Consider the following 13533-nt stretch of genomic DNA (forward strand, 5'->3'; position numbering starts at 1 on the left):
AAAGGACATGCGTAAAATAATGAGTTGGATCGCTTTGGCAATGCGGAGAATGCCGGCGCGATCTCGCGTGGCGAAGCGACCTTAAGCAGCCTTGCCTGAAGCGGTGATATTGTCGAGCATGATCTGCGCCCGGTTCGTCACGTTGCGCGGCGCCTGCGCGTCGCTCACGATCTGCTCGAACCATTGTTTGGCCTTGGCGAAATCGCCGGCCTTGTAGGCGGCGAGACCCAAAGCCTCGCGGGCGGAAGCCTTCATGGTCTGGCCTTCGCCGCTGAGGGGTTCCACCAGTGCGGCAACCTGATCGTAGGTGCCGTTGTCGACCAGCAGCCAGGCCGCGCGCACCTTGGCGGTATCGCGGAAGACCTGCGGTGCGGAGGTGTCGTTGCCGATGGCGGTGAAGGCAGCGATGGCGCCGGCCGCGTCACCCTTCTGCGAAAGCAGCGTGGCCGAGCGGAACTTCGCCAGAACAGGGTAATTGCCGTGACCGGAAGTTTCGAGATCGGCAAGGGCCTTCAGCGCATCATCCGTCTTGTTTTCCGAAGCGAGTTTCAGCGCCGCAAGGAACTGATCGCCCGAATTGGAAGCGCGGCTGGTGTTCCAGTATTCGTAGATACCGGCACCGGCGGCGCCGAGAACCACCAGGACGGCCGCACCCACGACCACGATACCGTAACGGCCCCAGAAGCGCGACAGCTGCTCGGAACGGATCTGCTCGTTCACTTCGCGGATAAAGGTATCATTTTCGTTTGCCATCAAATTCTCCGTTACCCGCGCGGAGATCGTCACCGATCCATCCGTTCGCGGACATACCAAGCCGCTTACCCGGGTCAGCGAAAGTCAGGCCAACCGGGTCATGGTCGGCCTTCTAGCCTATTTTGCCTGATATGTAAGGGGGAAACGTTGATTTCCTACATGGCGATAGGCTGAACGCCGATCAACCATTCGTGCAGTTTCAGGATGAATGCGCCCCACAGAACGATGCCGCCGACAACGGCCACCAGATCGTAGCGGCTTGAAACGAAGTCCCGGACCACTTTGTCACCCGCTCGCTCCCGGCGCTTCAACGAGATCCGCATCACCACGCCCCAGGCGAGGAACGATGCGAAAAGAAGAATGGACGACGTCTCGCCATTGGCCAGAAGATGCGCGAGCGCCCAGATTTTGACCGAGAGGATGAGCGGATGTTTCGTCTTCGTTGCGATATGGCCAGCCGGGATGAGGCTGGCGACAAGACAGATCATCGCGAGCAGCATCAGGGTGACGGCGATATGGCTCATCCAGACCGGCGGATACCACAACATGCCGGTCTCCTGCCGTGCTTCACCGAAGGCATAGATGACGAGGCCGAGCGTGACGAGGCTGACAACGGAATAGACGCCCTTGAAAGGCCCTTCGCCCATCGTCGCGATCATGCGGGCGCGAAATTGCGGCGCGACCACCTTCAAAAGATGCGTCAGCAGGAACAAGGCAAGACAGAGTGCGAGAAAAAGCATGGAATACGGTCCCCCGGTGGAACGAAGCGGCCCTATCACCGCGGTTGAGAACAGGAATTAGGCCGAAAGCCATGAAAACGCCAGCCACTTCAAAGCTTCGCCTTATTCCACCCGCAAAAGGCCACGGTGTTTCATATGACGGATAACTGATGTTTCGCCCCTTTGCCGCTTTTTCCCTGTCGCTTCTCGCCGCCCTTCCCGCTTTTGCGCAAGAGGCTGAGAAGCCGAAGCAGCTCGTGATCGTCTCCTTCGACGGCGCGGGCGACAATATGCTGTGGGAAAGAAGCCGGGCGACGAGCAAGCAGGTCGGCGCTCATTTCACCTATTTCCTCGCCTGCACGCTTGTCATGGACAGGAAGACCAGCGCCAAGACCTATCAGGGACCTGGCCAGAAGGCCGGCCGTTCCAACGTCGGTTTCGGCCAGTCACCGGAAGAGGTGGAGACAAGGCTCAGAAACATCTGGGCCGCCTATCGCGAGGGTCACGAGATTGGCAACCACACCTGCGGCCATTTCGATGGCGGCCAGTGGACCGCGGAACAATGGGACGGCGAATTCACCACCTTCACCAGTACGCTGGAAAATGCCTGGCAGATGATCGGCAAGAAGGGCGAGGAGCCCGAGGGCTGGCGCGAGATGGTCAAAAACATCAACGGTTTCCGTGCGCCCTATCTCTCACAGGGTCCGGCGCTGACCGCCGCCCAGAAAAAGCATGGCTTCATTTATGACGCCACCAGCATCACCAAGGGGCCGGAATGGCCGGTGGAGCGCGACGGCATAGAGCATTTCGGCCTGCCGCTCATTCCGGAAGGTCCGGGCAACCGCCCGATCATCGCCATGGACTACAATCTCTTCATCCGCCACTCCATCGGCATCGAAACGCCGGATCGCGCCCAGGAATTCGAGGAGCGCGCCTATACGGCCTTCCGCAATGCATTCGACAGGCAATATAATGGCGAGCGCATTCCGCTACAGATGGGCTTTCACTTCGTGAAGATGAATGGCGGCGCCTATTGGAACGCCTATGAGCGGCTGCTGCGCGAAGTCTGCGGCAGGCAGGATGTCGCCTGTGTGAGCTATGCCGAGGCGATGCCGATGATCGAGGCACGAAGGAAGCAGAAGACCGAGGGTTAAAATCTCTGAACTTATGAAAAAGGCGGCCAATTGGCCGCCTTCTTGTTTGCTCAGGGGCGGTTGGCATTCAACTCGCCGCCTTTGGCTTCTCGCAGTAGATATCGCTGGTCAATTTCGGGAAGCTCCTGCCCCTCGATCGCCGCTTCGAAGGCTTTCAGACGTTTGTAGATCGACAGGAGTTCGACAATGGTCGTCCAAGAGTTCACGAGATACTGGAACGAGCCGCGCACCTGTTCGAAAACATTCAGGACCTGGTTCATAAGTCCGAGCGTGACCTTGCCGGCGACGATCGACGGGATGAGAACCAACGTGCCAAAGATGTTGTCCGCCTGCAGATAAAAAATGCGGGCGACGTTGAAGTACAGATAGTGGAAATAGAGGCGGAAATAATTCTTCCGCACATTGGCAAACAACTCGCCGATCGTCAGAGGATCCGCGCGCTCTTCATGGTCTTCGCCATAGACCAGCTCCTTACGATAGGCAGCCTCCACGCGCTGATTGCGGAACTCCAGCCCGGGCAGCTTGATACCCACGAGCGCGAGAAAAACCGTGCCGAACACCGACCAGACGATGGCGGCCCACACGAGAGCATGGGGCACGGCTCCGAAAAGCGGCAGGTCCGTAATCGTTTCCGAGAATGTGAACAGCACCGGCAGGAACGCGATCAGCGTCATGATCGCCCGCACAAACCCCACACCCAGTCCTTCGACGGTGGAAGAGAAACGCATGGTGTCTTCCTGCACACGCTGCGAGGCGCCCTCGATGTGGCGAAGCCGATCCCAGTTCGACATATAAAATTCGTTCATCGCCGTGCGCCAGCGGAAGATATAATGGCTGACGAAAAACAGATTGAGCACACCGACGAAGATGGCGACGAAGGCGATACCCGCAAAACCGAGCGACCCCATGTAGAGTTGTTCGGCCGTCACAGGCGCCGTCCGCGCCAGAGCCTGCTGGATAAGGTCATAAAACGGCCCATACCAGGCATTCACTGCAACACTCACCTGCACGGAAAAATAGGTCGCGAAGATGATCAGCGCCGATCCAAGAACCGACCAGTTCTGCCAGCGATGCGGATGATACCAGAACCAGAACGCGGAAAAGATCAGCGCGGCAACGGCATAATAAATATAGAACCACAAGAACGGGGTGGACCAGAAAACCGAAACGCCGATGACCGGCTCTTGTCCGGCAGGCAGAGGCGGCAGACCAATTATGGCACCCCAATTGCGGCCGCCGGCGTACCACACGCCGATCATGGCCATCGCCCAGACGAAGGCCGACGTGAAGAACAATTTCGGTTTGGGAAAGAAGCAATGAAACACGTTTCGAACTCACGCGCGTTTGAAATCAGCCATTATTGGCGAAGCACTAGATGGCCCGAACCTAGGGCAGAAATTTGTGCACAGCAATGAAGAAGCACTGACCTTAACAAGATGTAAGGCGCAGACGGCGGGCGACGCCCCCGGAAACAGCGAATGAAAGGCGGAAGAGACGGTCAGCGGCCTAGCGCCGCCGCTCCGTGGCGAGCACCGGCAACATCAGCAGAATGCTGACAACGAGCACGGCGGAAGCGAGAATGCTGGGCGCGGTAAAACTTCCCGTCACCTCGGCAATCCAGCCGGCGGCAAGCGGCCCGACGATCTGGCCCGTGCCGAAAGCGGCCGTCATCAGCGCAAAGGCGCGACGTGGGCTCGGGCCTGCAAATTCCCGGCCGAGTTGCAGGCCATAAGCGGTGATGACCATGAAGGTCAGCCCGAGAAGCAGGCCGCCGGCGAGAACGCCCGGCACCGGCGGCAGCATCACCGAAGCGAAGACACCGACAGCTTCCAACGCCAGCACGATAACGAAAGCGCGCTTTAGCCCCTGCGATTTCAACACCGGTTTCCACAGGAACAGCGAAATGGCAGCTGCGCAGCCGGTGATGAACCAAGCCAGAAACTCCACGAAAGCACCGGCAGCGGCCATCCGGGCAATCGCCACGATAAAAGTGGCGGTGATGACGTAACCGAAGCCGAAAAGCCCATAAGCGAGCGTCGTCAGAAACAGGGGCCTTGTCCAGACAAGCGGCGGTTCCGCCGCCGAAGATGCATGCCGCGGCGGGCCAGCGGGAAGCACGCGAAAGACAAGGAGAAAGGTGAGAAAGGAAAAGACCGCGCCGGCAATCCATTCCTCTCTCCACGAGGAGCCGCCGCCGTCAAAAACGACGCCAATCAGATAGACCGCAAGCGAGGAGATCGCGATACCGGCCCCGACACCGCCATAATGCAGCGCCTGAACGCTGTCCCTGCCCGCCTTAACGGCATGGCCGATAACGATCTGCGAGGTGAAGATCATGGTCAGCGCACTGGCGACGCCGGCCAGAAACCGGATGACGGTGAAGGCCGCGACGGAATTGAAAGCCGCCATGGCAAGCAACAATGCCCCGGTGGAAAACAGGCCGCAAAGCGCCACCAGCCGTTCCCGCCCTGATCCCCACGAATAGGCCGCCAGAACCGCCCCGGCCAGATAACCGGCGAAATTCCCGGCCGCCACGATCCCCGCATCCCCCGCCGAAAGCGGAACGTCGGCCATCATGCCAGGCAGGATGGGCGTGAAGGAAAAACGGCCGAAACCCATGGCGGAGGCCATCATCAGCGCCCCGGAAAATCCGAGTGCGGTCAGATGTCTGGCGGAAAGTGGCTTGTCGATGCTCATGCATGGCTTATCGCAACCGGGCGGATAGGCGACAAGCGAGTTATTTTGATCGGCGTTATAAGCGGTCGTTATCGGTCACGCGGTGAGTGGCGATGCGCTCCGAGGGTGCCGTGATTCTTCTCCCCGAGGGGGAGAAGGTGGCCCGAAGGGTCGGATGAGGGGGAACGTTGCCGGACTTCGGAGAGCTTGCCCCCTCATCCCGCTGCCGCGGACTTCTCCCCCTCGGGGAGAAGAAACAAGCGGCACGCGCTCGCTCCGACCTTAAAAGTGAGGGTGACGGAGGCAGGTGGCCGTCAATCCGCAAGCGTCAGCACCAGCGGCCCGTTTTTCGTCGCCACCACGGTATGCTCATATTGCACCGTCGGCGCGCTCGGGTCACTATAGAGCGTCCATGGATCATCGTCGCCGTCCTCGGCCCAATAGGCCCCCGTCGAGAGAAACGGCTCGACAGTGAACACCATGCCTTCTTGCATGATGCGGCGCTCGTCCTTATCCGGCCAGGTCGCCAGTTCCTTTGGCTCCTCATGCAGGGAACGGCCAATGCCGTGGCTGGCGAGATTGGTGATCAGCGTGTAACGGTTCTTTTTGGCAAAGGCACCGATGGCATTGCCGATATCGGCGAAGGGCCGACCGGTTTTCACCTGCTGCAGGCCTGTCCACATGGCGCGCTTGCCATCGCGGCAAAGCCGCTCGATTTCCTTTTTGACAGGCGGCACGGCGAAGGACGAACCTGTATCGCCGAAAAAGCCGTTCTTCACCGCCGAAACGTCGATATTGACGAGATCGCCGGCCTTGATGATGCGCGGGCCGGGAATGCCATGGGCCACTTCCTCGTTGACGCTGATGCAGGTCGCGCCGGGAAACTTGTAGCAGAATTCCGGCGCCGATTGCGCACCGTTATCCTCCAGCACCTTACGGCCGATGGCGTCCAGCTCGGCCGTGGTGATGCCCGGTTCCAGCGCGTCCGCCATTGTCTGCATGGCAACGGCGCACAAGCGACCGATATCCTTCAGCAGATCAAGTTCTTCTTCGGTGGAAATGACCATGTCTCTGTCCGTTATTGTGTATGGCGGGTCTCGAAACGCCCACCTTGGTAATCATCAGGCCGTGGCTTTCACCGGATCGGCGCTCCCCGTCAATTCTTTTCTGACGAGTGGGGCGACTTTCGTACCATAAAGCTCAATGCCGCGCATGATCTGGTCATGCGGCATCAGGCCGATGGCCATCTGCAACAGAAAGCGATCATTCCTGAACACGCCATGCGCCTTGATGATCTTTTCCGCCACCAGCTCCGGCTCACCGAGGAAGAGATTACCCTCCGGCCCGCGTGCCGCATCGAAATGCGCGCGGTTCGTCGGCCCCCAGCCGCGTTCGCGGCCGATGCGGTTCATCACCTCCGCCTGCGGTCCGTAAAATTGGTCCGCCGCCTTGTCGGTGGTGTCGGCAATGAAGCCGTGCACATTGATGCTGGTGCGCAGCTTGGTCTTTTCCTGGCCCGCCCGGCGCGCGGCCTCGTGGTAAAGATCGAACAGCGGTGCGAAACGGCGATATTCACCGCCGATAATGGCAAGCGCCACCGGCAGGCCCATGGCGCCCGCCCGCGCCATCGATTGCGGCGTGCCGCCAACCGCGATCCAGACCGGCAGACGCTCCTGCAACGGACGCGGATAAACACCGCGACCATTGATGGCCGGATGTTTGGTGCCGGACCAGGTGACGATTTCCTGTTCGCGCAGCGCCAGCAGCAGATCGAGCTTTTCGGCGAAGAGCACGTCGTAATCTTCGAGATCGTAACCGAACAGCGGGTAGGATTCGATGAAAGAACCGCGCCCGGCCATGATCTCGGCACGGCCGTTCGAGAGGAGATCGACGGTCGAAAACTGCTGGAACACGCGAATGGGGTCATCTGAACTCAGCACCGAAACGGCGCTCGTCAGGCGAATATTCTTCGTCTTTACCGCCGCCGCCGCAAGCACGGTGGAGGGAGAGGAAACGACATAATCCGGACGATGATGCTCACCCAGGCCAAAAACATCGAGCCCGACCTGATCGGCAAGCTCGATCTCTTCGATGAGTTCTCGCAGCCGGCGTGCTCCCTCCGGCCCGCGGCCATCGGCGGGGTTGGGATTGACATCCGCGAATGTGTAAAGACCGAGTTCCATAAACGATACCTCTGTTTGCTTGCCTCAGAGATAGGGACGGGAGCCCCCGCAGGCAAACGCAAAATCTGCCGCAAAATCTGGATGCTTGGCGTCGAAAAAATCGATGGTCGCACCCACACGAGCCGCCTTGCGCGCTCAATCCTAAATGGCGATTGCCAGCCTGCCCCCTTTGGGCATAGGCTGCTTAAATATGTGCGAAGTAATGCAAAAAGGGGAAAGCATGCATCGGACAGTTATCGTGACAGGCTCCACAAGCGGCATCGGCCTTGGCATTGCCCAGCGATTTGCGCGCGACGGCGCCAATATCGTGCTGAACGGCTTCGGCGATGAGGACGAAATTGAGAAGTTGCGTCTGCTGCTGGAGGCCGAAAGCGGCGGGCGCGTGCTTTATCACCCTGCCGATATGACGAAACCGGACGAGATCGCCGATCTCATTCAATCCTCGCACGAAAAGCTCGGCTCGGTGGATGTGCTCGTCAACAATGCCGGTATCCAGCACATCGCGCCCATCGAAGAATTCCCGACGGAAAAATGGGACTGGATCATCGCCATCAATCTGACCAGTTCCTTCCATAGCATGCGCGCTGCGATACCACTGATGAAGAAGGCCGGAAAAGGCCGTATCATCAACATCGCATCCGCCCACGGCCTTGTCGCCTCGCCGTTCAAATCGGCCTATGTGGCGGCCAAACACGGCATCATGGGCCTGACGAAAACGGCGGCGCTGGAGCTTGCGCAGACCGGCGTCACCGTCAACGCCATTTGTCCCGGTTATGTGCTGACCCCGCTGGTTGAAAAGCAGATACCTGAGATGGCCAAGGTGCGTGGCATCAGCGAAGAGGCGGTGAAGAACGATGTGATGCTGGAGTTGCAGGCAACCAAGCAATTCGTCACCGTCGACGATGTGGCCGCCGCGGCCGTATTTCTGGCAAGCGATGCCGCAAGCAACATTACCGGCACGCATATTTCCGTGGATGGCGGCTGGACGGCGCAATAATTGCCGAACTTTCTTTCCGGTTTGGAAATAATGAATTGCCAAAACGGAAATCGATATGCGCGCGGCGGCGTGCATATGATGCGCAGGGATAATCACAAGAAACCGGCTCGGCAGCCGGTCAAAAAAAGCAGGGCATTGCATGAACGACGCGATCAGTTTCATCCTCAACAGCGAAACCATCTCGCTGAAGGGTTTCGGACCGACAGACACGCTTCTCGATTATCTCCGCATCAACAAGCGGTTGACCGGGACCAAGGAAGGCTGCGCCGAAGGCGACTGCGGCGCCTGCACGGTGCTGGTCGGGCGGCTGCTGGACGGTTCTCTGCGATATGAAAGCGTCAATGCCTGCATCCGCTTTTTAGGTTCGCTGCACGGCGCCCATATCGTCACGGTGGAGCATCTGGCCGCGCGCGACGGCACGCTGCACCCCGTACAGCAGGCGATGGTGGATTTCCACGGCTCGCAATGCGGTTTCTGCACGCCGGGCTTCATCATGTCGCTCTACGGCCTGTGGCTATCAAGCGAAAACCCCGGCGGCGCCGACATCGAAAAGGCGCTGCAAGGCAATCTCTGTCGATGCACGGGGTATGAGCCGATAGTCCGCGCCGCCGAAAAGATCGCCGCCGCGCGCCCGAGCGCCCTCTTCGACCCGCTGCAACGCGACCGCACCGATATCATGGCAAGGCTCTGGGCGATCCGCGCCAATGAAACGATCACCGTCACCCACGGCGAGGGCCGCACCATCATTCCAGCGACGCTGGCCGAGCTGACCGAGATTTACGCTGCCGAACCGAAGGCGACCATCGTCGCCGGCTCCACCGATGTCGGCCTGTGGGTAACAAAGCAGATGCGGGCGCTGAACCCTGTCATCTTCATCAACAATCTCGGCGACCTGCAGACCATCACCGTGGGTGAAGAGGGCGTGACACTGGGCGCCGGCGTCACCTACAGCCAGGCCTTCAAGACCATCGCGGAGCACTTCCCGCCGCTTGCCCGGTTGTTTGATCGGCTCGGCGGCGAACAGGTGCGCAATATGGGCACCATCGGCGGCAATATCGCCAACGGCTCGCCCATCGGCGACACCCCACCGGCGCTGATCGCCCTCGGGGCCACGCTCACCCTGCGCTCGTCCTCCGGCAGCCGCACCGTGCCGCTGGAAAGCTACTTCATCGATTACGGCAAACAGGACCGGCTGAGCGGTGAATTCGTCGAGAAGCTTTTCATTCCGTTCCAGACGCCGGAAAGTCACTACGCTGTCTACAAGATTTCCAAACGCCGCGACGAGGATATTTCCGCGCTCTGCGCCGCCTTCAATCTGACGCTCGATGCCGATGGCGCAGTCGACGACATCCGCATCGCCTTCGGCGGCATGGCCGGCACGCCGAAACGCGCTGCACATCTGGAGGCCGCGCTTCTCGGGAAAGAGTGGTCGCAGGAAACGATCGACGCGGCGCGCGATGCGCTGGATGAGGATTTCACCCCGCTGACGGATTGGCGCGCGACCGCCGAATATCGCCAACTGACGGCGAAGAACCTGCTGATACGATTCTTCCTGGAGACATCAGGCGAAAAGCAGGAACTTGCACGTTTCACGCTGGAGGAGGCTTGAACCATGGACACCACAAGCTTCGACAAGACCAAGACCGAAATCGACGGCCCGATGCACACCTCGCTCCGGCATGATTCCGCCCACAAGCATGTGACCGGCAGCGCCGAATATATCGATGACATTCCCGAACCCGCCGGCCTCGTCCACGGCGCACTCGGCCTTGCCGACCGTGCTCACGCGGAAATCATCACGATGGACCTCTCCGAAGTGGAGGCCACACCGGGCGTACTTTGGGTGATGACGGGCAAGGACGTGCCCGGCGAAAACGATGTCTCTTCCGGCGGTCGTCACGATGAGCCGCTGCTGGCGGAGACAAAGGTCGAATTCCACGGCCAGCCGGTCTTCGCCGTCTTTGCCGAAACCCGCGATATCGCCCGCAAGGCCGCACGCAAGGCAAAGATCACCTATAAGGACCTACCGCATTTCACAGATATCGATACCGCAATCGAAAATGGCGGCGCGCTCGTCATCGACCCGATGACGCTGAAACGTGGCGATGCGAAGCTGGAGATGGATGTCGCACCACGCCGCCTCACCGGCACGATGCGCATCGGCGGGCAGGAGCATTTTTATCTCGAAAGCCATATCGCCATGGCCGTGCCGGGTGAAGATGACGAAGTGACGCTGTGGAGTTCCACCCAGCATCCAAGCGAAATCCAGCATATCGTCAGCCATATCCTGCAGGTGCCATCCAATGCCGTCACGGTGCAGGTGCGCCGCATGGGTGGCGGTTTCGGCGGCAAGGAAACGCAGGGCAACCAGTTCGCAGCCCTTTGCGCCATCGCCGCCAAGAAGCTGAACCGGGCCGTGAAAATCCGCCCCGACCGCGACGAGGACATGAGCGCCACCGGCAAGCGCCACGATTTCCGCGTCGATTACGAGCTGGGCTTCGATGATGAAGGTCGCATCCACGCTGTCGATGCCACCTATGCCGCACGCTGCGGTTTTTCCTCCGATCTGTCCGGGCCGGTCACCGACCGTGCGCTGTTCCATGCCGATTCAAGCTATTTCTACCCGAATGTGCATCTGACCTCCCGGCCCCTGAAAACCCACACGGTCTCCAACACCGCCTTTCGCGGTTTCGGCGGCCCGCAGGGCATGCTGGGGGCGGAACGTTTCATCGAAGAAATCGCCTATGCCGTCGGCAAGGATCCGCTCGATATCCGCAAACTGAATTTCTACGGCGAGACCGGCTCCGGCCGCACCACAACGCCCTATCATCAGGAAGTCGAAGACAACATCATCGCCCGCGTCGTCGAGGAACTGGAAACCTCCAGCGACTATCGTGCGCGCCGGCAGGCAATCGTGGATTTCAACAGGACAAGCCCGATCATCCGCAAGGGTATCGCGCTCACCCCCGTCAAGTTCGGCATCTCCTTCACCATGACCGCCTTCAATCAGGCGGGCGCGCTGGTGCATATCTATAATGACGGCTCCATCCACCTGAACCATGGCGGCACCGAAATGGGTCAGGGCCTTTACACCAAGGTGGCGCAGGTGGTGGCCGATGCCTTCCAGGTGGATATCAACAGGGTGAAAATCACCGCCACGACGACGGGCAAGGTGCCGAACACGTCGGCCACCGCCGCCTCCTCCGGTACGGACCTGAACGGCATGGCCGCTTATGACGCCGCCCGCCAGATTCGCGAGCGCCTCGTCAAATTCGCCGCGGAGAACTGGAACGTGCCGGAAGAAGAGGTTGTCTTCCTGCCAAACCGGGTGCGCATCGGGCTTGAAGAAATCGCCTTCAACGATTTCGTCAAAAAGGCTTATTTCGCCCGCGTCCAACTATCGGCCGCCGGTTTTTACAAGACGCCAAAAATCCACTGGGATCGCGCCGCCGGCCGTGGCACACCGTTTTATTATTTCGCCTATGGCGCGGCCTGTTCGGAAGTGTCGATCGACACGCTGACTGGCGAATATTTGATGGAACGCACCGATATCCTCCACGATGTCGGCAAGTCGCTGAACCCGGCCATCGATATCGGCCAGATCGAAGGCGCTTTCGTGCAGGGCATGGGCTGGCTGACCACGGAGGAACTGTGGTGGGACGGCAAGGGGCGGCTACGCACCCATGCACCTTCCACCTACAAGATTCCGCTTGCCTCCGACCGGCCGAAGAGCTTTAACGTCAGGCTGGCGGAATGGGCGGAAAATGCCGAACCCACCATCGGCCGCTCTAAGGCCGTGGGCGAGCCGCCCTTCATGCTGGCGATCTCGGTTCTCGAAGCGCTCTCCATGGCCGTCGCCTCCGTCGCCGACTACAAGGTCTGCCCACGCCTCGATGCCCCGGCAACGCCGGAGCGCGTTTTGATGGCGGTGGAACGGTTGAAGAAGGTGTGAGGGGGAAGTGTCCATGCGGCCGAGCCCCCTCATCCGTCCCTTCGGGCCACCTTCTCCCCGGCGGGGAGAAGAAATATGCCGCGCCGTCTCGCACGTCCTTAAAACATTTGAGGTGGGCGGAGCCAGTGTTCCGGGTTTCTTCTCCCCGCCGGGGAGAAGGTGGCGCGCAGCGCCGGATGAGGGGGCCAGCCCCAATGCCTGACGCCTCCCTCTCCGCCTTCCTCGCCCGCCCTGCCCCCACCATCCTCGTGGAAATCGAGGCAGTGAAAGGCTCATCCCCACGCGAGGCTGGCACCTTCATGCTGGTCAGCCAGGAAGCCTTGTGGGAAACCATCGGCGGCGGGCAATTCGAATATATGGCGATAGACCACGCCCGCGCCATGCTGCGAACAGGGACGACCGAAGACCGCATGGATATTCCGCTTGGGCCGGAAATCGGCCAATGCTGCGGCGGGCGTACCCTCATCCGCTTCCGGCTGATAACGGCGGAGATATCAGCCACGCTTGAGGCGCGGCTGAAGGGCGAAGCCGAGCGGCAGTCCGCCGTCTTCATTTTCGGCGCAGGCCATGTCGGCAAGGCGCTGGCAGATGCCCTGTCGCTGCTCCCCCTCACACTCACGGTGGTGGAAACACGTGAAGGCGAGCTGCGCGATCTTTCACAGGCGGTGGCGTCGGTACTCACCCCCATGCCGGAAGCACTCGTTGCGAAAATCCCGGCAAACGGCGCGGCCGTCATCGTGACCCATGATCACGCGCTTGATTTCCTCATTGCGAAGGAGGCGCTTGCCCGCAGCGATCTCGCTTATGTCGGCATGATCGGCTCGAAGACCAAACGCGCCACCTTCGCCCATTGGCTGGAGCGGGAGGGAGAGCCCCTGTCCCGCCTTGCAAAGCTCACCCTGCCCATCGGCGGCACAGGCGTCAGGGACAAGCGTCCCGCCGTCATAGCGGCCCTTGTGGCAGCCGAGTTGCTGCAAGCATTTTCCGTTGCCGAAATCCGTCGCAGCGAAAATCGACACGGCCATCCTCAAGGCCAAGATCACGCCTGAGCCCATCCGGCAGGCTTTCATCCGCCAGATTGTCGGGTTGAAGGCTTTCA

At 60.3% G+C, this 13533-nt stretch carries 11 protein-coding genes; 5 read left to right on the forward strand and 6 right to left on the reverse strand.

What is annotated here, in order from left to right; translation table 11 throughout:
* Positions 1–81: 81 nt before the first annotated feature.
* Positions 82–753 (reverse strand): tetratricopeptide repeat protein, encoded by a 672-nt coding sequence (locus O9X91_RS05670; protein ID WP_142911766.1) that lies wholly within the window; start codon positions 751–753, stop codon positions 82–84.
* Between the two features lie 155 nt (positions 754–908).
* Entirely contained in the window at positions 909–1493 is a 585-nt protein-coding gene (locus O9X91_RS05675) for an NnrU family protein (protein ID WP_142911767.1), read from the reverse strand.
* 149 nt (positions 1494–1642) lie between these two features.
* On the opposite strand from O9X91_RS05675, the gene O9X91_RS05680 reads away from it, so the two are divergent.
* Entirely contained in the window at positions 1643–2626 is a 984-nt protein-coding gene (locus O9X91_RS05680) for a polysaccharide deacetylase family protein (protein WP_142911768.1), read from the forward strand.
* A 50-nt stretch (positions 2627–2676) separates the two neighbouring features.
* Here the strand turns inward: O9X91_RS05680 and bacA are convergent, their stop codons facing one another.
* The 4 genes from bacA to O9X91_RS05700 form a co-directional block, all read right to left on the reverse strand.
* Positions 2677–3951 carry a bacteroid development protein BacA gene (bacA, locus tag O9X91_RS05685; RefSeq protein ID WP_077981522.1) on the reverse strand — a complete coding sequence of 425 codons (1275 nt, stop codon included), beginning with the start codon at positions 3949–3951 and terminating at the stop codon, positions 2677–2679.
* Between the two features lie 181 nt (positions 3952–4132).
* Positions 4133–5323 carry an MFS transporter gene (locus O9X91_RS05690; protein ID WP_142911769.1) on the reverse strand — a complete coding sequence of 397 codons (1191 nt, stop codon included), beginning with the start codon at positions 5321–5323 and terminating at the stop codon, positions 4133–4135.
* Positions 5324–5616: 293 nt separating this feature from the next.
* Positions 5617–6369, reverse strand: a complete 753-nt coding sequence (gene map, locus O9X91_RS05695) for a type I methionyl aminopeptidase (protein WP_142911770.1) — start codon at positions 6367–6369, stop codon at positions 5617–5619.
* A 54-nt stretch (positions 6370–6423) separates the two neighbouring features.
* A complete protein-coding gene (locus O9X91_RS05700; RefSeq protein WP_142911771.1) occupies positions 6424–7485 on the reverse strand; it encodes an LLM class flavin-dependent oxidoreductase in 1062 nt (353 codons plus the stop codon).
* 220 nt (positions 7486–7705) lie between these two features.
* On the opposite strand from O9X91_RS05700, the gene O9X91_RS05705 reads away from it, so the two are divergent.
* The 4 genes from O9X91_RS05705 to xdhC all read left to right on the forward strand — a co-directional run bounded on the left by O9X91_RS05705 (position 7706) and on the right by xdhC (position 13483).
* The gene (locus O9X91_RS05705; RefSeq protein WP_142911772.1) at positions 7706–8482 is read left to right on the forward strand and encodes a 3-hydroxybutyrate dehydrogenase; all 777 of its coding nucleotides are present in this window, start codon (positions 7706–7708) and stop codon (positions 8480–8482) included.
* Positions 8483–8621: 139 nt separating this feature from the next.
* The gene (gene xdhA / locus O9X91_RS05710) at positions 8622–10091 is read left to right on the forward strand and encodes a xanthine dehydrogenase small subunit (protein WP_142911773.1); all 1470 of its coding nucleotides are present in this window, start codon (positions 8622–8624) and stop codon (positions 10089–10091) included.
* Between the two features lie 3 nt (positions 10092–10094).
* A complete protein-coding gene (gene xdhB / locus O9X91_RS05715) occupies positions 10095–12434 on the forward strand; it encodes a xanthine dehydrogenase molybdopterin binding subunit (protein ID WP_162520308.1) in 2340 nt (779 codons plus the stop codon).
* Positions 12435–12628: 194 nt separating this feature from the next.
* Positions 12629–13483 (forward strand): xanthine dehydrogenase accessory protein XdhC, encoded by an 855-nt coding sequence (gene xdhC / locus O9X91_RS05720; protein WP_162520309.1) that lies wholly within the window; start codon positions 12629–12631, stop codon positions 13481–13483.
* The last annotated feature ends 50 nt before the right edge of the window (positions 13484–13533 follow it).

The organism is Agrobacterium salinitolerans (assembly GCF_027498475.1).
Classification (GTDB): domain Bacteria; phylum Pseudomonadota; class Alphaproteobacteria; order Rhizobiales; family Rhizobiaceae; genus Agrobacterium; species Agrobacterium salinitolerans.

What these genes read in the sequence shown, in the direction of transcription:
- xdhB (WP_162520308.1), top strand. Translation starts at nt 10,095, where the DNA reads ATGGACACCACAAGCTTCGACAAGACCAAGACCGAAATCGACGGCCCG.
- O9X91_RS05675 (WP_142911767.1), bottom strand. Translation starts at nt 1,493, where the DNA reads ATGCTTTTTCTCGCACTCTGTCTTGCCTTGTTCCTGCTGACGCATCTT.
- O9X91_RS05680 (WP_142911768.1), top strand. Translation starts at nt 1,643, where the DNA reads ATGTTTCGCCCCTTTGCCGCTTTTTCCCTGTCGCTTCTCGCCGCCCTT.
- O9X91_RS05700 (WP_142911771.1), bottom strand. Translation starts at nt 7,485, where the DNA reads ATGGAACTCGGTCTTTACACATTCGCGGATGTCAATCCCAACCCCGCC.
- O9X91_RS05670 (WP_142911766.1), bottom strand. Translation starts at nt 753, where the DNA reads ATGGCAAACGAAAATGATACCTTTATCCGCGAAGTGAACGAGCAGATC.
- xdhC (WP_162520309.1), top strand. Translation starts at nt 12,629, where the DNA reads ATGCCTGACGCCTCCCTCTCCGCCTTCCTCGCCCGCCCTGCCCCCACC.
- O9X91_RS05705 (WP_142911772.1), top strand. Translation starts at nt 7,706, where the DNA reads ATGCATCGGACAGTTATCGTGACAGGCTCCACAAGCGGCATCGGCCTT.
- map (WP_142911770.1), bottom strand. Translation starts at nt 6,369, where the DNA reads ATGGTCATTTCCACCGAAGAAGAACTTGATCTGCTGAAGGATATCGGT.
- xdhA (WP_142911773.1), top strand. Translation starts at nt 8,622, where the DNA reads ATGAACGACGCGATCAGTTTCATCCTCAACAGCGAAACCATCTCGCTG.
- O9X91_RS05690 (WP_142911769.1), bottom strand. Translation starts at nt 5,323, where the DNA reads ATGAGCATCGACAAGCCACTTTCCGCCAGACATCTGACCGCACTCGGA.